Origin of the sequence: Pseudoduganella rivuli, from assembly GCF_009674485.1 — a bacterium.
Lineage (GTDB): Bacteria > Pseudomonadota > Gammaproteobacteria > Burkholderiales > Burkholderiaceae_D > Rugamonas > Rugamonas rivuli_B.
This window is the reverse complement of record NZ_WKJJ01000004.1, coordinates 284,303-309,345: the sequence shown is the minus strand read 5'-3', so window position 1 is coordinate 309,345 and position 25,043 is coordinate 284,303. Positions and strand designations below refer to the sequence as shown.

The following is a 25,043-nucleotide window of genomic DNA, read 5'->3' as shown; positions in this document are numbered from 1 at the left end:
GGTTGCTTACGCAGGGCGGTAAATCACGTAGACCTTCGCCACGTCGACGCGGCTTTCCCAGCTGCACTGCGCGGTCTGCTCCACCAGGAAGATATCGTCCTTGGTGAACGTGCCGCTACGGCCCGCTTCGTCGACAAATGTCACGCTGCCGGCGAGCAGGTACATCAATTCATAGTGGCGGTAAAACATGGCGCGGCGGTGGTACGGCGTCGAGTCCCAGGTGCCGCAGACAAATTCGCCGTCGGCCGAGCGGTAATCCGTAAAGTTGCGGCATACCGGCGCCGGCGTCAGCAACAGGTCGGCAGGCGGCGTGCCGGTCGGTTCCAGTGGCGGGTTGGCCTTGATCGGCACGATGGCGCGGTTGCCGGGCTGGCTGCGGTTATAGCGCGTGAAGATCAGGCAGACCGGCCCTTGCGCCGACCACGAAAACGCGGCGCCCTGCTGGATCACCGCGCTCTGGTTTGCTTCCAGGGTCAGGCTGACGCCACGCTGCGACAGGGTCACGCTGCCCTCGTTGACGATAATGAATTCATCGGCAGGCAGCGACGACACCTCGCCACTGCCACCGTCGAGCGTGATCACGCCCGCCGTCACCGGACCGGGCGCCCAGTCCAGCACACGGCGGCTGGACAGGAAACAGTCTGCTCCGGCCTCGGCGGTGACGGGAATACCCTGGCTACGGTCTTGCGCGAATTGGCGCAGGTCGACAAAAGATGGAACACGTACATTCGACATGGTGATGCTTTCATGGTTGGAACAATCAATGACGCCGCGCAGTGCATGCACAGCAACAGCGCCCCTCGCCATTTAGTAGACCATGAAGCCCCAGTGAAGAATCACTGTTTTCGCCGTGCCGCCGCACAGAAAGCGCGGAATTCAGGGCGTTGCGCAGCACAGCCTGCTGCAGTGTTCAGGATAGTCCCCGCCACATGTGGGCAGGGACTGGTGGCCCGCCAGCTTCTGGGGGCAGGAGGCGTTACAGGCCCGTATGTCCGGCGATGTACGCCTTCATCCGGCCAACATCGGCCGGCATCACGTCGAAGCGCTGCGGCAGCGCCTCGATGTTTTCGAAACCCGCCGGGCGTTCGGCGTCGCGGCCCAGCGCTTCGCGGATGGTTTCATTGAATTTCGCCGGCAACGCCGTCTCCAGCACGATCATCGGTACGCCCGGCGCCACGTATTCACGCGCCACCTTCACGCCATCGGCGGTATGGGGATCGATGGTGACGCCATATTTCGCATGGATGTCACGAATGGTGGCCACACGGTCCGCATGCACGGATTTTCCGGAAACAAAGCCATAGTGCGCCACCCTGCGGAATTCGTCGCCATCGCTGCCCGGCCCGCCCGACAAGTCGAAACCGCCATGCGTCTGGACTTTCTCGAACAGCGCGCGCACGCGCGCCGCGTCGCGGTCCAGCAAGTCATAGATGAAACGCTCGAAGTTGGACGCCTTGCTGATGTCCATGCTGGGGCTGGTCGTGTGGTGGGTTTCAGCGGATTGCCGGACGCGGTAGACCCCGGTGCGGAAAAATTCGTCCAGCACGTCGTTTTCATTGGTGGCCACCACCAGCTTGTCGATCGGCAGTCCCATCATGCGCGCGACATGGCCGGCGCAGATATTGCCGAAATTGCCCGATGGGACAGTGAAGGATACTTTTTGATGGTTGTCCGTGGTGGCTCCCAGGTAGCCACGGAAGTAGTACACCACTTGCGCCACCACGCGCGCCCAGTTGATCGAGTTGACCGTGCCGATTTTCTGGCGCGCCTTGAATTCCAGGTCATTCGACACCGCCTTCACCAGATCCTGGCAATCATCGAACACGCCTTCGACGGCAATGTTGTAAATATTCTGGTCCTGCAAGCTGAACATCTGCGCGGCCTGGAACGCGCTCATCTTCCTGTGCGGCGACAGCATGAAGACACGGATCCCCTTCTTGCCGCGCATCGCATATTCCGCCGCGCTGCCCGTGTCGCCGGAGGTGGCGCCAAAGATATTCAGTTCCGCATCCTGTTTGGCCAGCGCATATTCGAACAGGTTGCCCAGCAATTGCATGGCAATGTCCTTGAACGCCAGCGTGGGACCGTTCGACAGCGCCTGCAAGATGAGTTCGCCGCCATTGGCAAATTCCAGTGCATGCAAAGGCGTGATGCGCGCCGTGTCGTCGCCTGCACGCGCATTGCGGTACACCCCGGCGCTGTAGGTCTTGCGCGCCAGCGCTTTCAAGTCCGCTTCCGGGATGTCGGTCGCGAATTTCTTCAATACTTCAAACGCCAGGTCCGCGTAGGAGAGCGCGCGCCACGCATCGAGTTCGGCGCCGCTGACCCTGGGATATTCGGCCGGCAGGTACAGGCCTCCATCGGGCGCGAGGCCGCCCAGCAGGATCTCGGAAAATGATTGCGCGGCCGAATGGCCGCGGGTGGAAACATATTGCATGGTTTTATCTAATGTCGTCCGTGGATGGAAGTTCATTGCGCAGGGCCGATACCGTGCAAGTGTTGCACCGTACCGGCCCAATGCCATCAGGCGTCCAGCCAAATGTTCTCAGCGAACATGTAACCCATCAGGCCGCCTACCGGATGCGAGCTGATGCCTTTCAGCTTGTTCGTAAAACCATCCAGCGAGTGGTTGAAAATCGGGATGCCGACGCCGCATCCCTCGTGCACCATCACTTGCATATCGGCGTACATTTGCTTGCGTTTCGCGTCATTGGTTTCGCCGCGCGCCTGCTCCAGCAACTGGTCGAATTTCTCGTTCTTCCAGCCCGACACGTTCTGCGGTGCGCTGGACTTGTAGAACAGCGTGAACATCAAATCCGTCGTGGGGCGGGGATTGATATTGCCAAACGACATAGGGTGCTTGGCCCAGTGGTTCGACCAGTAGCCGTCGGCCGGCATGCGCTTGATATCCAGGTTCAGGCCGATCTTCTGCGCCGACAATTGCAGGATTTGCGCGGTATCGACCGAACCGGTGGCCGCAGTGGACGCCACCAGCGGCAAGGTGCTGCCGGCCATGCCGGATTTCTGCAAGTGGAATTTGGCCTTGTCGAGGTCCATGCCGCGCTGCGGCAAGCCGGAGAAATAATACTTGTGGTGCGCCTGGACCGGCTGGTCGTTGCCGAGGCTGGCGAAGCCGCGCATCGACACCTTGCGGATTTGTTCGCGGTCCATCATGTATTTCATCGCCAGGACGAAGTCCGGGTTTTTCACCGGGCCCACGCTGTCGCGCATGATCAAGTCCGTATAATGGCCGGTCTTCGATTCGAACACCGTATAGCCGCCGGCGGCCGTCACGGTCGGCGCCGAGCGGGGATTGATGGCGTTGATCAGGTGAACGTCGCCCGACAGCAGCGCATTGACGCGCGCGGCTTCGTCTGGAATGGCGAAGTATTCGATTTCGTCGAGATAAGGTTTGCCCGGCTTCCAGTAATTCTCGTTGCGCACGCTGATGGAACGCACACCCGGACGGAATTCCTTGCACTTGTATGGGCCGGTACCGTTGGCCGTCGTGAAATCCGTCGTGCCGTCGCGGACGATCAGGAAATTCGACGTCCCCAGCAGTTGCGGCAAGTCGGCATTGGCCGACGCCAGCTTGATCTGCACCTCGTTCGGGCCGGTGGCTTTGACTTCCACAATTTCGTCGGCCACAGGCTTGACCTTGGATGCTGTGGCGGGATTTTTGTGGCGCATCAGCGTATACACCACGTCGGCCGGCGTCAGCGGCTTGCCGTCGTGGAAGCGGATATCCTTGCGCAGTTTCACGGTCCACGTCACCGCATCCTTGGTGGTCATGGACTCGGCCAATTCCATTTGCGCCCCCAGCTTGGTATCGATCGTGGTCAGGCCGTTGTAGAACATGTAGTGGCGCACGTAGTCGGCAATGGTGCCGCCCTTGGCAGGATCGAGCGTATCGGCGGTCGAACTGGCGCCCACCGCCACACGGATGCGGCCGCCCTTCTTCGGCGTCTGGGCAAATGCTTCGCCGGCGTGCGTCAGCAAGCCACCGGCAGTGGCGGCCATCATACCGCCGGCCAGCAAGGTGCGCATGACGTCACGGCGCGACGTGCCACGCTTCAAATCATCGACGATCAGATCACTGACGGCGGCATGCTGGGGCAGGATGATATTGGTTTCTTTGTTGCTCATGGGTGTTTCCTCAAGAGTCTGAATGGATTTTATGGTTGCAAGCTGACTGCAATGGTTTTCCGGCGCGGCGCTCCCCCGCCTGCCTTGCCGCGCATGCGGGAAAGGCGGCACCACCCCGGCGGCGTGCAGCTTCATTGTAGGCTTGCCCCCGAAGTATTTTCTGCCGTCTGCCTCCCCTCGGGTGGCAGAAGGTTTCGTTCTTCGGCAATGGATGGATGCTTTGTTTCAAACCGTGGACACCCCGCGGCGCCGCGGACCAGGTCCGGCACCGGCTGCGCAATGCGCTGGCGCAGGATGCGTTCGAAATGCGCCGGGTCATGCGGTGTCAGCATGGCCGCCGCGCGCGGCAAATGATAGTCATACAGCCGCGACAGCCAGAAGCGCAGCGCGGCGGCCCGCAGCATCGTCCGCCATGCCGCAGCTTCAGCCGGGGTGAAGCGCCGCACCGCATGGTAGGCATCGAGCAGCGCGCGCACGCGGGTCGTGTCCAGCACCCCGGTATCGTGGGCGATGCACCAGTCGTTGACCGTCACCGCGACATCGAACAGCCAGGCGTCGCATCCAGCAAAATAAAAATCCAGGATGCCGGTCAGGCGTTCACCGGTAAACATCACGTTGTCGCGGAACAGGTCCGCGTGCACCGGTCCGCGCGGCAACTGGCGGCAAATGGCGGATGCGGCAAACGCTTTCTGCGTATCGATTTCCGCGCGCAACAGTTGCCGGGCTTCGGCCGGAAGATAAGGCAGCACCTCCGGCGCGGTGGCCCGCCACCAGTCCAGGCCACGCGGGTTGGACTGGTATGACGCGAAGTCCATGCCGGCCACATGCATCCTTGCCAGCATCGCGCCGACCGCCGCGCAATGCACGGCGGTTGGCGCCAGTTGCGAAGCGCCGTCCAGCCTGGCCACAATGGCGCACGGCTTGCCCTTCAGCGTATGCAGGATATCGCCGCGCCGGTTGGCGACCGGCGCGGGCGCCGGCACGCCGTGGCCGGCCAGGTGGCGCATCAGTTCCAGGTAAAACGGCAACTGTTCGAACGTCAGCTTTTCAAAGACCGTCAGCACATATTCCCCTGTGTCCGTCGTCAGGAAGGCATTGCTGTTTTCAATGCCGGCGGAAATACCCCTGACCGACAGGGGCTTGCCAAGGTCGAACTGCGTGATCCAGCCGGAAAGGTCATCGAGGGTGACCGGGGTAAAGACTGCCATGGTGTGTACGAAAGTGGGTTACGGGACGGCCGGATCAGGCCGGACGATACAGTGCGAACACCTTGGCCACGCGGTCTCGGCTTTCCCAGCTGCACCGGGCATTTTGCTCGACCAGGAAGATGTCGCCTTTCGAGAACGTGCCGCTGCGGCCGCTCTCATCGACGAAGGTGACGCTGCCTTCCAGCAGGTACATCAACTCGTGGTGGCGGTAAAGCATGGCGCGCCGGTGGTAAGGCGTCGAATCCCATATCCCACAGCTGAATGTGCCGTCGGTGGAACGGTGGTCCGTGTGATTGCGGCAAGCTGGCGCCGGCGTCAGCAGCAACTCGGCCAGTGGTGGATTCGATGGCGCCATCGGCGCATGCTCCCGCACCGGTACGATGCCGCGCCCGTCCGGCTGGCTGCCGCCATGGCGCATGAAGATCACCGATACCGGCTCCTGTGCCGACCACGAAAAGGCGGCGCCATGCTGGATCACCGCGCTGTTGTTCGGCCCCAGCACCAGCGTGCGGCCCTGTTCCGCCACGGTCAGCGTCAGCTTGCCCGCGCAGACGATAATGAATTCATCGGCCGGCTGGCATGGCACCAAACCACCGCCGGCGGGCAGCGACATAACACCCACCGTGACAGGACCCAGCGCCAGGTCCAGCAGCCGGCGGCTGGACAGGAAAACGTCATCCCGGGCCACCTCGGGCAATGGGTGCCCCGGGGCCGAATCCCGTGCAAATGCCCGCAAGTCGATGAACGTGGGAATACGGGCCGGTGTGGACTGCGTGGCCGCCGCTTGCTGCATATTCGACATCACTGCTTCCTTATTCGATAAGACGTTCATGGGCTCAGGCTGCGCTTTTCGCCGGCCTGGTGAAACGTCCGATGTGGTATTGGCCAATCGGCGTGCTGGTGGCGCCGGTATGAATCAGCTCCGCCATCACGTCGCCCACGCCCGGCCCCAGCTGGAAGCCCTCGCCATTGAAGCCGAACGCATAGTACAGGCCGGGCACGCGCGTACTTGGCCCGATGACGGGCCGGTCATCCTCGGTATAACCCTCGATCCCGCTCCAGACCCGGATAATGCTCAGGTTTTTCAGTGCCGGCACCACGCGCTGCAGCTCCCTGAACTGATGCAGCGTGTTGCGCGGATTGACGCAGGCGCGCCGCCGGTCCAGGTCGACCTCTTCGCGGGCACAGCCGCCAAACACGATATTGCCTCGGGTCACCTGGCGGAAATAAATCCCTTCCGCCATCTGGTCGGTCGCCACGCCGATCACCGGCGCGATCGCGTACGGTACCGGCTCGGTCACCGCCATCTGCGGCCCTTTCGGCAAGACCGGCACCGGTTCGCCAAAGCTGGTGCTGATGCGGTTGGCCCAGGCGCCGGCCGTTACCAGCGCCACCGGCGCACGGAAAATGCGGCCATCGGCCGCAGTCACGCGAAAGCCTTCGGACTCCTTTTCGACGTGCACGATGTCGGTGTTTTCATACACTTGCGCACCTTCCCGCACGGCGGCACGGCCAAACGCGGGCGCGGCCAGGCGCGGATTGGCGTGGCCATCGTTGGGGGCATAGCTGCCCGCAATGACATCCTTTCCAAGGTAAGGGAAGCGCTTGTGGACGGCCTGCGCATTCAGCATCTGCAAGCCGAGGCCGTAAGGATTAGTGTCCAGCACGTGCTGCTCCATGCGCCCCACGTGTTCCGGCCGGTAGCCGACACGCAGGTGGCCGCTTAACAGGAATTCGGCATCATCGCCGATCAATTCCTTGAGCTTGCCCCAAATTTCGCGCGACCGGTTGGCGAGCGGCATTTGATCCAGGTGGCGGCCCTGGCGGCGCACATTGCCGAAGTTCACGCCGCTGGCTTGCTGCCCGATCAGGCCCCGCTCCAGCAGGATGACGGACACGCCGCGCTTGCGCAAAAAGAAGGCCGTGGCGGCGCCCATGATGCCGCCGCCGATGATGATGACATCCGCCCGCTGGGTACTCATTGCTGTTCCTCCCGTACCGCGATCGGCAGCGGCTTGACCGGCGCCTGCCCGCGCAAGCGCCCTACCTGTTCCAGCGGCATGCCGGCGGCGTGCGCAATCACTTCCGCCCCCGCATGGCCACAATACCGTCCCTGGCAACGCCCCATGCCGACCCTGCACAGCGCCTTGGCGCGGTTGGCTTCCCGCGCGCCCTTGTCGCACACGGTGCGCCGCAGTTCGCCCGCCGTGATGGCTTCGCAACGGCACACAATGGCTTCATCGGGCAATTGCGCGGCTTGCTGGGCCGGCCACGGGAACGCTTGCACCAGGCCCCGGCGGAAGCGCTCCATGCCGGCCTGCCGCGCCCGCAGCGCAAATAATTCGTCTTCCGCCACGGGGTAGTTGCTATCCTTCAGCACCGCCAGCGCCGCCAGCCTGCCGCCGATTTCCGCCCCGTCCGCGCCCAGCACTTTCATGCCGTCACCGGCCAGGTACACGCCCGGCACCGATGTGCGGCCGTCTTCGCCCACTTCCGGCAGCCATTGGCGCGATTCGTGGTCGAAGCGGAACGCGCAACGCGCCAGGTCGGCCAACTGCGTTTCCGGACGCAGGTGATAGCCCATCGCCACCGCGTCGCATTCGAAGGAGCGCTCATCGCCGCGGTTGTCGCGGATCACCACGCCCTGCACGCCGGTTTCCGGCGAGCCCTTGATTTCCAGCGGCATAATACCCGTCAACACCTGCACGCCGGCCCTCTTCAAGCTCGCCACCAGCGCAAAGCCGTTGCGCAGCACGTTTGGCCTCGCCAGCAATTTCGGCAACGCCGCCACGCGGCGCATGAAGGGCGACGTGTCGAGCACCGCCGCGATCTGCGCACCGGCTTTCACGTATTGCGCCGCCACCAGGTACAGCAGCGGCCCCGTGCCCATGAACACGATCTGGCGGCCGATGGCGCACGCTTGCGCCTTCAGCGCGATCTGCGACGCGCCCAGGCTGTAGGTGCCGGGGTAATGCCAGCCCTTGACGGGCATCAGTCGATCTGTCGCGCCGGAGCAGATCACCAGCGCATCGTAAGGCAGGCTGCGCGTGCGCTGCTCATGCATCACGTGCAGATGGCCATCGGCGATGTTCCACGCCAGCGTTTCGGGCAGGTAATCGACCCTGGCGCGCAAGGCGTCGAAGCTCTCGTGCAGCGACTGTGCGCTGGCCGCTTCCGTGCCGTACAGCTTCGCGTACGGACGCGTAAAATTGTCCGGCTGGCGGCGGTAGATCTGGCCGCCGTCACGGCGGTTCTCGTCGACCACGGTCGGCCGCAAGCCGGCCGCCACCAGGGTTTGCGCACAGCGCACGCCCGCAGGGCCGGCGCCGATGATGATTACGCGGGGTTGGGCCATGTCGCCTCCGGTTGTTGGGTGATGATATGCATGTCCTCTTCCACCACGGTGGTGCAGGCGCGCAGCCGTCCGCCATCCACGGTCCAGACCCAGCAATCCTGGCACGCGCCCATCAGGCAAAAGCCGGAGCGCTTGCCGTCGCCAAATTCGGATGCACGTAATTGGCGGGCATTGTTGAGGATCGCCACCATCAGCGTGTCGCCGGCCAGCGCTTCCGCCGGGCGGCCATCGATGACGATGCGCACGGCCGGGCGTCCCGTTTCAGCCAGGCGGGCAAACCGGCTGCTGCTGAAACCCGGTTTTGGTCTTGATATGTTGATCATGTTTCAGTATCCATCTTCAGAGAGTTTCGCCGCGCTGCCAGCAGTTCAAGACACGGCTTGGGGCTACTCATTACACCATGCACGGCCTGCACGGCCGTCCCATTTTCAGGCCGAAAGTTCGCAGAAAAATGTATTTTTCAAGACTGGACTGGCATAATCTGCCACGCTTCCAGCAACGCATTTTCGCCTCGTCGACAAGGCTCCCGCACACCATGGCATTCAACCGCGCGGATCGCGGCGCGAATGGTTATTGCGCACCAGGTGATGAAGAATTTTCTGCGCCATCCGGCGCCACAAACGGCATATGCACTTATTTGCAGTGCCGCCGGCAGCACTTCCTGTCGAATTGACTCTCCCCCCTTTTCCTGCTCAAAGGATCGCGGCAAGATAGTCTGGAACCGGTGGCCTGACTGCCAGACCACGGAACAGGAACAGCACATGAATACTCAACACAGAGGTATCAGGTACCGGGAGATGACGGCAGACGATCTGCCGGCGGCGCAAAAGCTGTCGACCTCGGTACTGTGGCCGCACCGGCTGCAGGACTGGCAATTCGTGCTGGAACTGGGCGCCGGCATCGTCGCGGAAGACGAGTCAGGCCTGGTGGGGACGGCCATGTGCTGGGTCCACGGCAGCGATTATGCGTCGCTGGGCATGATCATCGTTGCCCCCGCCCGCCAAGGCCAGGGCATCGGCCGCGAACTGGTTGACCGCATGCTGCGCGAGCATGGCCATCGCACCCTGCTGCTGCATGCCACACTGGAGGGCGTGCCCATTTGTAAAAGGCTGGGCTTTGTCCAGACCGGCACGGTGCACCAGCATCAGGGGACCGTTTACCAGGCGCCGTTCATTCCGCTGGGCGAAGGTGAGCGCATCCGTCCCGTCAGCTCACTTGACGATGCCGCGCTGGCCGACCTGGCCAGCCGCGCATCGGGTTTTCCACGGGGTACAGTGCTCAAGCACTTGCTGAACGTCGCCAATTGCGTGGCCATCGACCTGTACGATGGCTTGATCGGATTCGCCGCCCTGCGCCGGTACGGACTCGGCTATGTGATCGGGCCCGTGGTGGCGCCGGACATTCACCGCGCCAAGGCGCTGATTGCGCATTGGGCGGGCAGCTACGCAGGATCGTTCGTGCGCGTGGATGTCCCGGGCGAGCATCAGCTCAGCCCGTGGCTGACGGACATGGGCATGCTGCAGGTCGATAAAACCGTACCGGTCATGGTGCGTGGCGAACCGTCACGGCCGGATCCGGCCATCACGCAATACGCGCTGCTGAACCAGGCGTTCGGATAACCATAACAATATACCGGCCAGGCGCCCTGCCCGCCGGAAGGGAAAAATCATGCTGGACGTACCTAAACTGGATCGTATCGACCTGCGCATCCTCGCCCAATTGCAGCGTAACGGCCGCACCACCAACGTGGACCTGGCCGACGCGGTCGGCCTGTCGCCCAGCCCTTGCCTGCTGCGCGTCAAGCGGCTGGAAAAGGCCGGCTACATCACCGGCTACGGCGCCCGCCTGATGCTCGATAAACTGGGCGGCATGCAGACCGTATTCACCCAGGTGACCTTGCAGGACCACCGCCGTGAAGACATCATGAAGTTCGAAGCCATCATCCGCGACATCGATGAAGTGGTGGAATGCCACCTGGTCAGCGGCGGTTTCGACTACCTGCTGAAATTTGTGACCCGCAACGTGATCCACTACCAAAGCCTGGTGGAAGATGTGCTGGGGCAGAACGCCCACATCGAAAAGTATTTCAGCTACATCGTTATGAAGTCGCCGTTCGTCAAGAGCCACTATCCGATCGACAAGCTGTTCTGCGAACAGGAATCCCCATAAAAACCGGCCTTCTACGATGGCAATTCGTTCCCGGACTTGATCGCGCCCGCCATGAGGACCGGCTTGGCCATGGATGACGCGGAGCGGGCACACCTGGCGCCGGCCGGCCGCATTACTCCCAGCTCGGCTTGCCGGTGATGAGCACCCGCAGCGGCTCGCCGCGCCCGGCGAGCGTCTGGCGCAAGACGATGCGGCTGGAGTATTTCACGATGCCGATCGCGTCGTCCAGCAGCTGCTCCATCAGCGCCTGGAAATGTGTGACACCGGGCGCCACGATTTTCAGCAGGTAATCGTAGCCGCCGCAAATGTTGTAGCACTCGACGATTTCCCCATACCTGGCGGCGTGGCATTCAAAGCGGCGTAAATCGTCGGTCCGGTGGCTGCCGAGGGTCACTTCGCAAAACACGATGACGTGGCTGCCCAGTTTTTCCAGCGCGACCTGCGCGCCGTAGCCGCGGATGATGCCGCCTTCCTCCAGCCGTTTGGTGCGGGCCAGGCACGGGCTTTCACTGAGGCCGATGGCGTTCGCCAGATCCACATTCGAACAGCGTCCTTCGCGCTGCAGATGCGCAAGGATTTTAATGTCGAACGGGTCCAGGGAAATTGAAGATCGCATAGTTCACGCCGCCATCGGCCCCAATGTAGCTTGCTTACGTCCGCTGCGCCGCGCTCAGGGCGTCATCCAGCGCCGAGATCACCAGTTGCGCTTCCTCGGCCGTCAGCACCAGCGGCGGCCGTACTTTCAGCACATTATGGCCCTTTGCGCAGGCGCTGAGCAAAATACCCTGGTCACGCATGTGGTTGACGACACGGGTGGTCAGTGCGCGGTCGGGCGTGCGCAATGCGCGGTCCGATACCAGTTCAACGCCGACAAACATGCCCACGCCGCGCACATCGCCGATGGCTTCATGGCGGCTGGCCAGGGCGGCAATGCCGTCGCGCAAAACCTTGCCGACGCCGGCCGCGTGCTGGATCAGCTGATCACGTTCAATCGTATCGATCACCGCCAGCGCCGCCGCGCACGACACGGTATTGCCGGCAAACGTGTTGAAGTAGCGCGAGTTTTCCCCGAACCGTCCCAGCACATCCGCCGTGGCCAGCAGTCCCGCCACCGGCTGGCCATTGCCCATTGGCTTGCCCATGGTGACGATGTCCGGCTGCACGCCATGGCGCTGGAAACCCCACATGTGCTCGCCGGTCCGGCCAAAGCCGGGCTGCACTTCATCGGCAATGAACAGGCCCCCGGCCCGCTTGATGGCTTCAACGGCGCCTTTCAACAGCCCAACCGGCCCCGGCAAGATACCATCGCTGGTAAACATGGTATCGACAATCAGCGCCGCCGGCTGGATGCCATGGCGCTTCAAATCCGCGATGGCCGCTTCGACATCGCGTGTAAACGTGTCGGCAACGTCGGCGCCTTCGGCGTGATACTGGCGCGGCGCTGGAACCACGCGTACATGTGCGCCCAGGTCGACGTTTTCACCCAGCGATGGCGAAAATTTCGACACGGCGTCGGTAAAGCCGTGGTACGCGGTGTCCGTCACGATCATGCCGACGCCGCCGGTGCGGGTCTGGGCAATGCGGTACGCCAGGTCGTTGGCTTCGCTGCCGGAGCACGTCAGCATCAGGTGCGCCAACTCCGTGCCCGGCACGGTCGCCAGCAAGCGCTCGGCCAGTTCCAGGATGGTGTCGTGCAGGTAGCGGGTATTGGTCGCCAACTTGCGCACTTGCGTGCAAATGGCTTCCGTGATCGCAGGATGGCAATGCCCGAGGGACGCCACATTGTTGTACACGTCAAGGTGGCGGCGGCCATCCGCATCGATCAGCCAGGCGCCTTCGCCGCGCACGATGTGCAGCGGGTGTTCATACATCAGCCGGTACGCGGGGCCCAGCAGCGCATCGCGCCGTTCGATCATGGCCGCAGTGGCCGGTCCCACGTTGGCGCGCCCGGGGATGTAGGCGTTCACCATATTGAGGTCGATTGTGCTTGTGCTTTTCATTTAATTTCCTTCAGTAACCTGTCGCGCGCTTCGTTGCGGGAGAGATCGGCGATCTGTGCCAGCCCTTCCCATGCGGCAGGATTGTGGCGCAAGATGTAAGTGCGGTTTTCCGGGTAGCGCGCGGCGCGCCAGTTGGTAATCAATGCCGTGATCAGGTGGCGTGTCGCCATCAGGTCGGCCACGATTTCCTGCTCGGCCCCGGTCAGCGGCAAGGTCGCGTGATAAGCGCCGACGAATTGCGCCGGCCCTTCGAACGGATCGGCGCAACCCTTCATGTGGAAGGCGGCGGCTGTCGCCACCTCGCCCACCAGCGGCGCATGCAGCATATCGCCAAAGTCAATCACGCCAACGATACGCTCATGGTCGGTGGGAGCCACCAGCACGTTGTAGAAGTGGATATCGTTGTGGATCACTTGCGACCTGAGCGAAGCCAGGTGCGGCAACACGTGGTCGTTGAAACGCTGCATGAACGCCTGGGCCAGTGCACGATGCGACGGATCCAGCACGCTGTCGATCTTGTCGGCCAGGCGGTGCGCGGCCGAGACGTTCCACAGCAAGTCGTGGGTCGCCTCCGGGTGGCTGAAATCGCGCAGCGCGAGATCGAGCCCGCCCAGCAGCGTGCCCATGGACCGCCGCTGGGACGCCGTCCGTGGCGTTTCAAGGATTTGCACGCCGTCGAGATACGTCAGCATGCGTACCGTGGCGGTCAGCCCGCCGGCCAGTGTGACCGTACCCCGCGTTTGGCCATCGAGCGTACGCACCATGCGCGGCACCGGCAGGCCGGGCGATACGCGGGCGATGTGATCGAGCGCGGCGATCTGGAAATCGACCACGCCGACCGGCTCGGACGGATTGCTGATCTTGATGACGTAGCGGCGCCCATCCGCCGTCTCGATGCGGCAATTCTGATCGCGTTCCCCGGGCAGCGGTGTAGCGCTACCATTGATGCCATAGAGGTGGATTGCCAGGGCCGTCACCTCGTCCAGCGTCAAGTTGGGAGCCACGGTGCTGAGCGCCGTGGCGGCCTTCAGGTGATGATCCCCCATCACGCACCCCGTTGGGCGCCGGCGGCCTTCGACGGCAAATCGATACCCACCAGGCCCGCCAGCTGGCGGAAATCCGTCAGGCGGTCGACGCCATAACCATCGCACATCGGTTCGTGGCCGCGGTCGATGAATGCCTTGTACTTGAAGCCCAGGTCGTTTGCCGTCATCTGGTCGTAGCGGAAGCTCGACGACACGTGCATCATGTCTTCCGGTCCGCAACCCAGTTGATCGAACATGTATTCGAACGCTTGCGCGCGTGGCTTGTAGGCGCGCGCTTCCTCGGCGGTATAGACGGCATGGAACGGCGCCTTCAGGTGGGCGACGCTGTGCGGGATCAAATCCACCATCGAGTTCGACAGGATCACCAGCGGAATGTGCGGCGCGATCGCCTGCAGCGTTTCCACCACGTTCGGATGCGGCTGCCAGGTTGGCACGGCGGCATACATGGCCAGTGCATCGGATGCGCGGTATTCGATGCCATGCGCCTTGCACGTGCGTTGCAGCGAGTTTTCCACGACGTCAAAGAAGGGCTTCCAATCGCCCAACACTTCGTCAAGGCGGTAAAACTTGAAACTGTCCAGGAAAGCCGGCATGCGGGCGGCTGGAACACGGTCTTCATACAGCCGTTTCGCAGTGGGGCCCATTTCAAAGTTGATGAGGGTGCCATAGCAGTCAAAGCTGATGAATTTAGGTTGGTGTGCCATTTGATGGATCTCCTTTAGTTGGCGGGGTTGACGACAGGTCGATGAAGACTAGTTTAGGGATTCGCGTGCCGAGGAGATGCTGTAATACAGTCTGTTCGGCGCAGTTTCCTTTTTAATCCGGAGCCCGCCCAGCATTTTCTATGGCGCCCAAATGCAGCTGCGCCGACGTCAAAAAAAAAGCGGCGCGGGCTATCAAGCGCCGCGCCGCTGGTGTGGCTATTCCGGCTTACTCTGGCTTGTGCGCGAGCACGAACGACAACGACGCCAGGTGTTCGACGTGGTCATACTTCGCCGACTCTTCCGATGGCACCTCATACATCGCGACAATCACATTCAAGCCCTGGTTGCGGACCTTGAGGGTGACCGTGCCATCGGCGCCGCTCAGCACGGGCGTCGCATCCGGGTCGTTGACATAGTCTTGCAGGACCTTCGCGCCGGCCACCGGCTTGCCCTGGTACAGCACACGCAGCTTGATCGCCTGACCCAACTGTTCGGGCAGCTTTGCTTCCACCGGCAGCACTTGCAGGGTTTGCTCGGGCAACGGCTGCAGCGGCGCCGCCAGCGGTGCGCGCAGGTGCACCGCATATTTGAAGGTTTTTTCGCTCATTTGCGAATCCGGCACTTCATTGCGGCCTTTCTTGTGCCATTTCCCGTCCGGCGTGCGGCTCCAGGTACCGTTGTCCAGCACGGCGGTGACGATGGCCGGCTGGCTTTGCAGGTCAACCACCAGCAACTTGCCTTCCGGCTCCAGCGTGGCCGACACCGCTTTGCCTGCCGCATCGTAGCCGGCCATGTGGGTCACCAGCGGCCAGCGCTTCAACGCATCGAGGTCATCCGCGCCCACGCCGTAGACCAGGGCCAGTTGCGTGGCGCGCTGGGCGAACCAGATGCCGTGCGCCTGCGCATTGCCTGAGACCAGGGCGGCTGCGGCGGCAACGGTTACAGCGGCAGCCTTGACGAACTTCTTCATTGTTGATCCTTTCAGAACTTGTAATTCAAATTGAGGGTAATGGTGCGTGCCGGACCCGGGGCGACCCAGACCTGGTTGAACGAACTGGCGTAATAGCGCTTGTTGAACAGGTTGTCGATGTTCAGCGACAGGCGCAGGTTTTTGCTGGGCGACCATGAGGAGATCACCTTGAAGGTGGTGTAGGCCGGCAGCTTGAAGCCGCTGCTGAAGGCGACATCGCCCATGCGCTCGCCCACGTAAGTCAAGCCGCCGCCCAAGGTGGCCGCCTGGCCGTTGATCTTGAAGGCCTGCGTCAGCACCACGCTGCCGCTCTGGCGCGGCACGTTGGGGAAACGGCTGCCGGTGGTAATGGTGGTATCGCCTTTGGTGACCCTGGCATCCGTGTACGCATAGGCGGCAGCCATGCGCAAGTCCTTGGCGATTTCACCGGAAACGTCGAGTTCCAGCCCCTTGCTGGACAGCTCGCCGGCCGGGATCGAGAAGTCGATATTGAGCGGATTGGTGGTCAAGACATTTTGCTTGGCGATGTGGTACAGCGCCACCGTGCCCGTGATCTTGCCGTCCGGCGTATCGAACTTGGCGCCCACTTCGTACGACTTGCTTTTCTCCGCCGGGAAGCCTTTATTGTCGACGCTGACACCACTGTTGGGGCGGAAGCCCCTGGCGGCGCTGGCGTACAGCGACAGCCACGGGTATGGCTGGTAGACCAGGCCGGCGCGCGGGCTGACGGCGCTCAGCGACTGGTGATTGATAGCCCTGGTGCGGAAATTTTGCACGGTCTGGTCATAACTGTCCATGCGCGCACCCACCAGCATTTTCCACTGCTTCGTCAAATCAATCTGGTCTTGCGCATAAAAGGCATGCGATTTCTGGTCTTCCTGCGTATCGACGATCGGCAACAGCGGATCGGCCTGCGCGCCATACACCGGGTTATAGATATCGATGGCGTAAGGATTGGCGGCGCTGGGCGAACGGCGCTGCTGCTTGCGGTTGTCTTCGAAACGGTAAAAGTCCGCGCCCGCCAGCACATTGTGCGTGATGGAACCCGTATCGAATTTACCCAACAGTTCGATGCGGCCGGATTTGTCGGTGGCGGAAAAATCGCGATGGCGGCGCAAACGCCACAAGGTGCGGCCATCGGCCTGCAGCGCGGTCGCTTCGCTGGCTGTCCCTTCCAATGAACTGGTGCGGTACGACAGGCCGGCCTGCAACTTCCACTGGTCATTGAATTCATGCTCGACAAACACCTGGTGGCCCAGCGATTTGACTTCGGTCGGACCGTCATTGGGCTCGCCAAAGTAGCGCGAATTCGGCACCAGGCCCAGCACCCCCTTGACGGCCACCACGCCACGGTCAAACGGCGTGCGCTGCACGGTGCGTTCCAGTTCATACGACAGCTTGGTGCTATCGCCGATCAGCCACATGAACGATGGCGACACGAAGCTGCGCCGGGCTTCCACTTTGTCGCGGAAACTGTCGGCCTTGTCCAGCGCGGCGTTCAGGCGGTAAGCGACATTTTCACTGATCGGCCCGGTGAGGTCGACGGCGCCGCGGTACGTGTGGAAGCTGCCCATCGTCAGGTCGATCGCATAGGCCGGTTCGAAGCGCGGCTTCTTGGTGGTGATGTTGACCGTGCCGCCCGGCTCGCCCCGGCCATACAGGGCGGATGCGGGACCTTTCAATACTTCCACACTGGTGGTGCTGGCCGAGTCGCGCAAGCCGTTATAGCCGCGGCTGGAACTGAAGCCATTCACCAGGTAGTCCGAACCGAAGTTGGGGTCGCCGGTGAAGCCGCGCATGGAATAACTGTCCCACAGGCCGCCCAGGTTGCTCTGGCGCGTGACGCCGCTGGACAAGTCCAGCGCGCTGGCCAGGCTGGTCACGCCGACATCCTTCAACAGGTCGGCGGTCAGCACACGCACGCTTTGCGGCGTGTCTTTCAGCAGCGTGTCGGTCTTGGTGGCGCCGGTGGCCGACAGTGCGCGGTAATTCTGGCGCGAGCCTTTGACGATGACCTTGTTGGTCTCGCCGGCCGGGGCGGCATTGTCGGAAGCGCTGACCGCAGGCGCCTCCGCTTCGGTCACTGGGTCGGCAGACTGCGCTGCCAGTGGATAGGTTGCGGCCAGAAAAACGGCCAGTGTGCAGCGACTGCGTCGGTACATAACAAAACTCCTTGTGGTCTTTGTATTTTATTACCCTGCAAGATGGGCGCCGCCCCTGTCAGCGCGCCCAGTCATTCATTACAGCCTGCCCCGCCGCGCGCCGCCGGGCGGCGCCGACATCAAGCCCCAGCCCAGCTGGCGGCGTATCTCGGTGATCGATGGCGGCGGGCACTGCTGGTTCTGCCGCGATGCCATATAGTGCCGAACTTGCTCTTTGGTCGGCTGATTCTGCTGTTTCATTTCAGTACTCCTGATCGTCAACGGTACGGGTATTGGGTACGTTGCCCACATATCAAGCAGCCTTGTCGATCATTCGCCCTGCATTTGCACAGATCCAGCTGCTTCCACAAGTCAGTTTTGCTTCGGTCCTCCTCGTCATCCTGCGGCCTTGCGACCGTATGCTTAACTATAGGACGAACCATATGGAATTAATCTTTGAAAGCGACTCCGCGTCCAGCATAAAAAGGTAAATCCACGGGGGCCAGCAGCGGAAAATGCTGAGCGTATTTAGGTCTGGCCAGGCAAAAAAAAGACCCTTCCCGAAGGAAGGGCCTGTTGCCTGCAGCGCGGGACGCGGCGTCAGAACATGTGGCGGATGCCAAGGTCCATGCGGTCGGCGTCGTTGCGGTCGATATGGCCGTACGACGTGAACAGCGTGGTCCGCTTGGACAGGTTGTACGTATAGCCGATCGCGAACTGCTTCATGTCGGCATTGACGGACGTGTGGTCGTTCAGGCGGTTGAACGACATCAGGACGCGGCCGCCACCGGCCGGCACCGTGAGGCCGAGCAGGACGTCGTTGGCGTCCACGCGCGCCAGGCCGGCGGCGTTGGTTTTCTGCCGGTCGATGCCGAAGTGCACCTTGGCCACGCCCAGGTCGTAGGTGCCGCCCGCCATCGTCAGCTTCGACGATCCCGTACCGTTGGCGTCGTTGATATCCTGGTAGCCAAGCACCGCCTTCAACGGGCCGGTGCCGTACGTGAACGCCGTGCTGATCTGGCGGTTGGCCGACGCATTGCCGGCGGTCTCGCCCAGCGAATACGCCAGGTCCGCCTTCAGCCCGCCGAACGACTGCGTGTAGAACAATGCATTTTGCATGCGGATATCGATCGCGCTAAAGATATTGCGACCCAGGAATGCACCGGCGGCGCCGGACAGCGCATCTTCAAACGGGTCGATGACGTCGGTCAGCAGGCAATAAGTCGGCGTCCACGCGCGGCCCATGCGCACCGTGCCGAAATCGCCCCTCAGGCCGACCCACGAGTGGCGGCCGAACAGGCGACCGCCCTGGCCCAGCGTGCCGGTATCGGGACTGAAGCCGTTTTCAAGCTGGAACACGGCGGACACGCCATTGCCCAAGTCTTCCGTGCCGCGGAAGCCCAGGCGCGACGCCCACCAGCCGCCCGGATCGATGCCCCAGCGGGTTGGCGCCACATCCGATTTCGTGTACGTTGCGCCGATATTGACGATGCCGTAGACAGTGACATTCGACTGCGCGCAGGCGGCGCCGGCCGCCATGGCCAATACCGCGCCCGTTACCGCCTGCTTTAATAAGGATTTATTCATTCAGGACTCCCCCTAGGTTGTATGGATAGCTCTTATGCGGATCAGAAAATTGGTCCTTAACATGCAACTGCTTTTATCTGCACCACACAGCAACTTTAAGGGCAGCCCGCTGGCACATGCCCTCGTAACACAGGGTGTGCACAGCACAATCAAGCGAATTAATAGCAGGCGAAAGATGAATATGCTACGCCTATCGCAACGTCCGCCGTGGACAGCAAAAAAAAATCCGCAGGCATCGCTGCCTGCGGATAAATGGTCCGGATAACGGACCGGGAGACACAAACTATTTGCGTGCCGGACTGGGATGCCCGCTATGCCGCGCGGCAGGTCGCATACACTTTCACGACGTGTTCGCGGCTCTCCCAGCTGCACTGCGCATCCTGTTCAACAATGACTATATCGCCCCTTGCAAAGGTGCGGGTGCGGCCGGTTTCATCGGCCAACGTCACGCTGCCTTTCAGCAGGTACATCAGTTCAACCATCTGGTACACCATGGAACGGCGGCGGTAAGGCGTGGCGTCCCAGGTGCCGCACGCGAATGCACGGTCGGCGGACTGATAATCGACGTGGTTGCGGCATACCGGCGCAGGCGTCAGCAACAGCTCGGCCAGCGGGCCGCCCGACGGCCCCATGTCGGGGTTTTCCGCCATCGGCACGATCCCGCCATCGCCCGGCCAACTGTGGTTGTAACGCATAAAGATCAGCGTTACCGGCCCGTGGGCCGACCACGTCACCGCCGCACCATGCCGGATCACGGCACACCCGCCCTCTTCCAGTGTCAACTTGCGGCCGTCCTGCGCCAGCGTGATGAATCCGTCGCAGGCAATAATGAATTCATCGGCCGGCATGGAAGCCACGGCGCCGCTGCCGGCCGCCAGCACGATGACGCCGGCGGTCGCCGGACCGCATGGGAACTCCAGTACCCGGCGGCTGGACAGGAATGCATCTTCCATCGCCCAGTTGCCGAAGGCGACGCCCTGGCTGGCGTCGCGCGCAAACGTGCGTAAATCGATAAAACTGCGCGGCGCGTGACGCTTCGCCGCTGACTGCATGTTCAACATCTCACGCCGCCACTTCGGCCTTGGCAAAACGCCGGATGTCCATATGCCCGATCGGCGTACTGGTGGCGCCCGTGGCGATCAATTCCGCCATGACGTCGCCCACGCCCGGGCCCAGCTGGAAGCCTTCGCCAGAAAAGCCGAACGCGTAATACAAACCGCGTACGCGCCCGCTCGGTCCCATGGCGGCATGGCTGTCCTTCATGTAACCCTCGATGCCGCTCCAGACGCGGATGATGCTCAGGTTGGCCAGCGCCGGCACCACGCGTGGCGCCGCCGCCAGCTTCATCAGCGTCCGCAGCGGGTTCACGTAAGCGCGCCGGTTCACCATGTCCACCGGTTCATGGCCGCCGCCGCCAATCACGATATTGCCGCGTGCGACCTGGCGGAAATACACGGATTGCTCGAACGAGTCGGCAATCGCACCGATGGTCGGCCCGATCGCATAAGGCACCGGTTCGGTGACCGCCATTTGCGGCCCCTTGACGATCATCGGCACCGGCTCGCCAAAGCTGGCGCTGATGCGGTCACCCCAGGCGCCGGCGGTGATCAGCGCCACCGGTGCGCGGAAGACGCGGCCATCGGCGGCCGTGACGCGGAATTCTTCCCCTTCCTTTTCCACACTGACGATGTCCGTGTTTTCAAACACTTGCGCCCCTTCGCGCACAGCCGCGCGGCCGATTGCCGGGGCCGCCAGGCGCGGATTGGCGTGGCCGTCATGCGGCGCGTAGCAACCCGACGTGACGTCCCGTCCCAGGTAGGGAAAACGTTCGCGCAGTGCTTTCCCGCTCATCATTTGCATGTCCAGGCCAAAGCCATCCGCATCCCGCGCATAGCGCACCATCCGTTCCTCGTGTTCAGGCTTGAAGCCGAGGCGCAGGTGGCCGTTCAACAGCAGTTCAGCATCGTCGCCGAACAATTCCCGGAACTTCAGCCAGATTTCCCGCGAACGGTTGGACAACGGCAGCTCTTCGACAGAACGGCCCATGCGGCGCGTATTGCCGAAGTTGACGCCGCTGGCCTGCTGGCCGATCAGTCCGCGTTCGAGCAAGATCACCGACATCCCGCGCTTGCGCAAGAAGAAGGCCGAGGAGGCCCCCATGATGCCGCCGCCAACGATCACCACATCCGCTCTTTGTACACTCATTGTTTCTCCTCCAACACCGCAATCGCCAGCGGTTTCACCGGCGCCTGGCCGCGCAGGCGCCCGACCATCTCGACGGGTACGCCAGCGGCATGGGCAATCACTTCCGCCCCCGCATTGCCACAATAGCGGCCCTGGCAGCGGCCCATACCGACCCGGCTGAAGGCCTTGGCGCGGTTCGCTTCGCGCGCTCCCATGTCGCACACCACGTGGCGCAGTTCGCCGGCGGTAATCGCTTCGCAGCGGCACACAATGGCGTCGTCCGGCAATTGCGCGGCCTGCTCCGCCGGCCATGGAAAGGCCTGCACCAGCCCCTGGCGGAAGCGCTCCATACTGGCCTGTTCCGCGCGCAAGCGCTGCAACTGGTCTTCCGGCACGTCGAATTTGAAGTCCTTCAGCACGGCCATGGCGGCCAGCCTGCCGCCGATTTCCGCCGCGTCCGCGCCCAGCACGCGCATACCGTCGCCGGCCAGGTAGACGCCCGGCACCGAGGTGCGGCCATCTTCGCCGACTTCCGGCAGCCACTGGCGCGTCTCCTGGTCAAAGCGGAACGCGCAGCGCGCCAGGTCGGCCAGTTGCGTTTCTGGACGCAAGTGGTAACCCATCCCCACCGCATCGCATTCCAGTGTTTGCGTGCGGCCCCGCGCATCGTGGAACACCACGCCCTGCACGCCGGTTTCCGGCGACCCCTTGATTTCCAGCGGGGTAATCCCCGTCAGCACGGACACGCCGGCCCGCTTCAGGCCCATTACCAGTGTCAGGCCGTTGCGCAGCACCTTGGGGCGCGCCAGCAGTTTCGGCAATGCCGCCACGCGGCGCATGAAAGGCGATGTGTCGAGCACCGCCGCCACTTGCGCGCCGGCCTTCACGTATTGCGACGCCACCAGGTACAGCAGCGGCCCCGTGCCCATGAACACGATCTGGCGGCCGATCGCGCAAGCCTGCGCCTTCAACGCGATCTGCGACGCGCCCAGGCTGTAGGTGCCGGCGTAATGCCAGCCCTTGACGGGCATCAGGCGGTCGGTGGCGCCGGAACAGATGACCAGCGCATCGTACGGCAGGCTGCGCGCGCGCTGGTTGCACACGACATGCACGTGGCCGTCGAAGATATTCCAGGCCAGCGTCTCAGGCAGGTAGTCGATCTTGTCCCGCAGTGCATCAAAGCTCTCGTGCAGCGCCTGCGCGCTGGCCGCTTCGGTGCCATACAGCTTGGCATACGGACGCGTGAAATTGTCCGGCTGGCGGCGGTAGATTTGGCCGCCGTCGCGGCGGTTTTCATCGATCACAGTGGGTCGCAAACCGGCCGCCACCAGCGCTTCCGCACAGCGCACGCCGGAAGGTCCGGCGCCAATGATGATTACGCGAGGTTGGGCCATGTCGCCTCCGGTTGTTTGGTGATGATGTGCATGCCCTCTTCCACCACGGTGGTGCAGGCGCGCAGCCGTGCGCCGTCCGCCGTCCATACCCAGCAATCCTGGCATGCCCCCATCAGGCAAAAGCCGGCGCGCTTGCCGTCGCCGAATTCGGATTCGCGCAATTGGCGGGCATTGTTGAGTACCGCCACCATCAGCGTATCGCCGGCCAGCGCATCGGCCTCATGGCCATCGATGACAATCCGCACACGTTGGCGGTTGGTTTCCGCAAGGCGCACAAAACGGTGGTTCATGCGACGTCTCCTTCCACCAGGCGCAGCGGCGTCTGTATGTCGCGCAGTGCGGAGTCGCTGTGATGGCACAGGATGCTGCCGCCGTTGTCGAGCTGTTGACGCGGCGGCGGCAGCCGGTTGCAAACACCGTCAATACGCAATGCGCAGCGGTCCAGGAATGCGCACACGCCCCCGGTCTGACCCGGCGCCGCCAGCGGCGGCAGCGATGACGGCGTGCGGCCCTCGACTTCTTCCAGCCAACCCCGGCGCAACGCCGGCACCGACGAAATCAGCAAGTGCGAATATGGGTGGAACGGCGGCATCGAATGCGCTTCGCGTTTGCGCGCCTCCACTTTGCGGCCCGCGTACAGCACGACGATTTCATCGCAGATGGTACGCACGGTATTGATGTCGTGGCTGATGAACATGTACGACACGTTCAATTCCTTGCGCAATTCCGCCATCAATTCCAGGATCGCCGCGCCCACCACGGTATCGAGCGCCGACGTGACTTCGTCGCACAGGATCAAATCCGGCTGCGCCGCCAGTGCGCGCGCCAGGTTGATGCGCTGCTTCTGGCCGCCCGACAATTCGCCCGGCAGGCGGTCCGCCACCGTGGCCGGCAATTTCACCAGGTCCAGCAATTGCAGCACGCGCTTGCGCTGCGCCTGGCCCTGGATGTCGTGATAAAACGCCAGCGGGCGGCCCAGGATGCGGGCAATGCTGTGCTGCGGATTCAATGCCGTGTCGGCGTTCTGGAACACGAACTGGATGCGGCGGAACTGTTCGCGCGTGCGGCCGTCCAGCGTGGGCGCCAGGCGTTTGCCGTCGAGCAGGATTTCGCCATCGGACGGCGCCACCATGCCGGCGATGGTGCGCGCCAGCGTGGTCTTGCCGCAACCCGATTCGCCGATCACGCCGATGGTGGCGCCGCGCGGAATCACCAGGTTGATATCATCCAGCACGCATTTAACGGGCGCGCCGCCTTTCGCCGTGCCATACGACGCAAACAGGCCCCGCACTTCCAGCAGCGGGTGTTCCTGCGCCAGCTTGGGCTCGGCCGCCACGGCCGGACGTCCTTTCGGCGCGATGGCTGCCAGCAGGCTTTTCGTGTACGGGTGGCCAGGCGCCGACAGGATTTGCGCCGTGGCGCCGTTTTCCTGGATCTGTCCGTCGCGCAACACCACGATGCGGTCCGCCATCTGCGCCACCACGGCCAGGTCGTGCGATACGTAGACGGCGGTGCTGCCCCGCTCCTGCACGACTTTCTTGAAGGCGCGCAGCACCTCGATCTGCGTCGTCACATCCAGCGCCGTGGTCGGTTCATCGAGGATCACCAGGTCCGGGTCCGTGATCAACGCCATGGCCGCCATCAGGCGCTGCAGCTGGCCGCCCGACACCTGGTGCGGGTAGCGCTTGCCGATGTTCTCCGGATCCGGCAGCGCCAGTTCACGGAACAGTTGCACGGCCTTGGCTTCGGCCGCCGCGCGCGGCATCAGCTGGTGGATCAGCGCGCTTTCGATGACCTGGTCCATGATGCGCTTGGACGGGTTAAAGGACGCGGCCGCGCTTTGCGCGATATACGCCACCGTGCGCCCGCGCAGGCCGGCCAGTTGCCGCTCGCTGAGCGACAGCATGGCGTTGCCGGCCACCGTGACCGAACCGCCGGCCAGCTTGCAGCCGGCGCGCGCATAACCCATCAGGGCCAGCGCGATGGTGCTCTTGCCGGAACCGGACTCACCGATCAGCGCCAGCACTTCGCCTTTGTTAATGGAAAACTCCGCACCGTGGACAATGGTGATTTCTTCATCCAGGTCGTTGCGCGCCGTGACCCGCAGGCCGGATACGTTAACAATTTCATTCATAGAAT

General features: G+C 63.0%; 23 protein-coding genes. 2 read left to right on the top strand and 21 right to left on the bottom strand.

Going from position 1 to position 25,043, the window contains the following annotated elements; all coding sequences use genetic code 11:
• Positions 1-6: 6 nt before the first annotated feature.
• The 8 genes from GJ700_RS08310 to GJ700_RS08275 all read right to left on the bottom strand — a co-directional run bounded on the left by GJ700_RS08310 (position 7) and on the right by GJ700_RS08275 (position 9,032).
• Entirely contained in the window at positions 7-735 is a 729-nt protein-coding gene (locus GJ700_RS08310; RefSeq protein ID WP_154372504.1) for a cupin domain-containing protein, read from the bottom strand.
• A 241-nt stretch (positions 736-976) separates the two neighbouring features.
• Entirely contained in the window at positions 977-2,437 is a 1,461-nt protein-coding gene (gene thrC / locus GJ700_RS08305) for a threonine synthase (RefSeq protein ID WP_154372502.1), read from the bottom strand.
• A gap of 86 nt (positions 2,438-2,523) precedes the next feature.
• Positions 2,524-4,146: an ABC transporter substrate-binding protein gene (locus tag GJ700_RS08300; RefSeq protein WP_154372500.1), complete on the bottom strand. Its 1,623-nt coding sequence runs from the start codon at positions 4,144-4,146 to the stop codon at positions 2,524-2,526.
• 131 nt (positions 4,147-4,277) lie between these two features.
• Positions 4,278-5,354 (bottom strand): homoserine kinase, encoded by a 1,077-nt coding sequence (locus tag GJ700_RS08295; RefSeq protein ID WP_154372498.1) that lies wholly within the window; start codon positions 5,352-5,354, stop codon positions 4,278-4,280.
• 34 nt (positions 5,355-5,388) lie between these two features.
• Positions 5,389-6,186, bottom strand: coding sequence for a cupin domain-containing protein (locus tag GJ700_RS08290; protein ID WP_229506881.1), 798 nt, complete (start codon positions 6,184-6,186; stop codon positions 5,389-5,391).
• A gap of 4 nt (positions 6,187-6,190) precedes the next feature.
• Positions 6,191-7,336, bottom strand: coding sequence for an NAD(P)/FAD-dependent oxidoreductase (locus tag GJ700_RS08285; protein ID WP_154372496.1), 1,146 nt, complete (start codon positions 7,334-7,336; stop codon positions 6,191-6,193).
• Entirely contained in the window at positions 7,333-8,709 is a 1,377-nt protein-coding gene (locus tag GJ700_RS08280) for an FAD/NAD(P)-dependent oxidoreductase (protein ID WP_154372494.1), read from the bottom strand. Before GJ700_RS08280 ends, GJ700_RS08285 begins: the two co-directional genes overlap by 4 nt.
• Positions 8,691-9,032 (bottom strand): (2Fe-2S)-binding protein, encoded by a 342-nt coding sequence (locus GJ700_RS08275; RefSeq protein WP_154372492.1) that lies wholly within the window; start codon positions 9,030-9,032, stop codon positions 8,691-8,693. The genes GJ700_RS08280 and GJ700_RS08275 overlap by 19 nt, the downstream gene beginning before the upstream one ends.
• Before the next feature lie 474 nt (positions 9,033-9,506).
• Between GJ700_RS08275 and GJ700_RS08270 the strand changes: the two genes are divergently transcribed.
• Together GJ700_RS08270 and GJ700_RS08265 are read left to right on the top strand one after the other, a co-directional pair.
• On the top strand, positions 9,507-10,328 hold the full coding sequence (locus tag GJ700_RS08270) for a GNAT family N-acetyltransferase (protein WP_154372490.1): 822 nt from the start codon (positions 9,507-9,509) through the stop codon (positions 10,326-10,328).
• Between the two features lie 49 nt (positions 10,329-10,377).
• Complete coding sequence (locus GJ700_RS08265; RefSeq protein WP_154372488.1) at positions 10,378-10,878, top strand: Lrp/AsnC family transcriptional regulator; 501 nt, start codon at positions 10,378-10,380, stop codon at positions 10,876-10,878.
• 112 nt (positions 10,879-10,990) lie between these two features.
• Here the strand turns inward: GJ700_RS08265 and GJ700_RS08260 are convergent, their stop codons facing one another.
• The 13 genes from GJ700_RS08260 to GJ700_RS08205 all read right to left on the bottom strand — a co-directional run bounded on the left by GJ700_RS08260 (position 10,991) and on the right by GJ700_RS08205 (position 25,038).
• Positions 10,991-11,494: an Lrp/AsnC family transcriptional regulator gene (locus tag GJ700_RS08260; RefSeq protein ID WP_154372486.1), complete on the bottom strand. Its 504-nt coding sequence runs from the start codon at positions 11,492-11,494 to the stop codon at positions 10,991-10,993.
• 34 nt (positions 11,495-11,528) lie between these two features.
• The gene (locus GJ700_RS08255; protein ID WP_154372483.1) at positions 11,529-12,878 is read right to left on the bottom strand and encodes an aspartate aminotransferase family protein; all 1,350 of its coding nucleotides are present in this window, start codon (positions 12,876-12,878) and stop codon (positions 11,529-11,531) included.
• Positions 12,875-13,924, bottom strand: a complete 1,050-nt coding sequence (locus GJ700_RS08250) for a phosphotransferase (protein WP_154372481.1) — start codon at positions 13,922-13,924, stop codon at positions 12,875-12,877. Before GJ700_RS08250 ends, GJ700_RS08255 begins: the two co-directional genes overlap by 4 nt.
• Complete coding sequence (locus tag GJ700_RS08245; RefSeq protein ID WP_154372479.1) at positions 13,924-14,628, bottom strand: haloacid dehalogenase type II; 705 nt, start codon at positions 14,626-14,628, stop codon at positions 13,924-13,926. Before GJ700_RS08245 ends, GJ700_RS08250 begins: the two co-directional genes overlap by 1 nt.
• Positions 14,629-14,854: 226 nt before the next feature.
• Positions 14,855-15,598 carry a DUF4198 domain-containing protein gene (locus tag GJ700_RS08240; RefSeq protein WP_154372477.1) on the bottom strand — a complete coding sequence of 248 codons (744 nt, stop codon included), beginning with the start codon at positions 15,596-15,598 and terminating at the stop codon, positions 14,855-14,857.
• Positions 15,599-15,609: 11 nt separating this feature from the next.
• Positions 15,610-17,760, bottom strand: coding sequence for a TonB-dependent siderophore receptor (locus tag GJ700_RS08235; RefSeq protein ID WP_154372475.1), 2,151 nt, complete (start codon positions 17,758-17,760; stop codon positions 15,610-15,612).
• A gap of 78 nt (positions 17,761-17,838) precedes the next feature.
• On the bottom strand, positions 17,839-18,000 hold the full coding sequence (locus tag GJ700_RS34940) for a hypothetical protein (protein ID WP_195763820.1): 162 nt from the start codon (positions 17,998-18,000) through the stop codon (positions 17,839-17,841).
• A gap of 339 nt (positions 18,001-18,339) precedes the next feature.
• Positions 18,340-19,326 (bottom strand): porin, encoded by a 987-nt coding sequence (locus tag GJ700_RS08230; protein WP_154372473.1) that lies wholly within the window; start codon positions 19,324-19,326, stop codon positions 18,340-18,342.
• A 311-nt stretch (positions 19,327-19,637) separates the two neighbouring features.
• Positions 19,638-20,378 (bottom strand): cupin domain-containing protein, encoded by a 741-nt coding sequence (locus GJ700_RS08225; RefSeq protein WP_229506880.1) that lies wholly within the window; start codon positions 20,376-20,378, stop codon positions 19,638-19,640.
• Positions 20,379-20,388: 10 nt separating this feature from the next.
• Complete coding sequence (locus tag GJ700_RS08220) at positions 20,389-21,531, bottom strand: NAD(P)/FAD-dependent oxidoreductase (protein WP_154372469.1); 1,143 nt, start codon at positions 21,529-21,531, stop codon at positions 20,389-20,391.
• The gene (locus tag GJ700_RS08215) at positions 21,528-22,904 is read right to left on the bottom strand and encodes an FAD/NAD(P)-dependent oxidoreductase (protein WP_154372467.1); all 1,377 of its coding nucleotides are present in this window, start codon (positions 22,902-22,904) and stop codon (positions 21,528-21,530) included. The genes GJ700_RS08220 and GJ700_RS08215 overlap by 4 nt, the downstream gene beginning before the upstream one ends.
• Positions 22,886-23,194, bottom strand: a complete 309-nt coding sequence (locus GJ700_RS08210; protein WP_154372465.1) for a (2Fe-2S)-binding protein — start codon at positions 23,192-23,194, stop codon at positions 22,886-22,888. The genes GJ700_RS08215 and GJ700_RS08210 overlap by 19 nt, the downstream gene beginning before the upstream one ends.
• The gene (locus GJ700_RS08205) at positions 23,191-25,038 is read right to left on the bottom strand and encodes an ABC transporter ATP-binding protein (RefSeq protein ID WP_154372463.1); all 1,848 of its coding nucleotides are present in this window, start codon (positions 25,036-25,038) and stop codon (positions 23,191-23,193) included. Before GJ700_RS08205 ends, GJ700_RS08210 begins: the two co-directional genes overlap by 4 nt.
• Between the last annotated feature and the right edge of the window lie 5 nt (positions 25,039-25,043).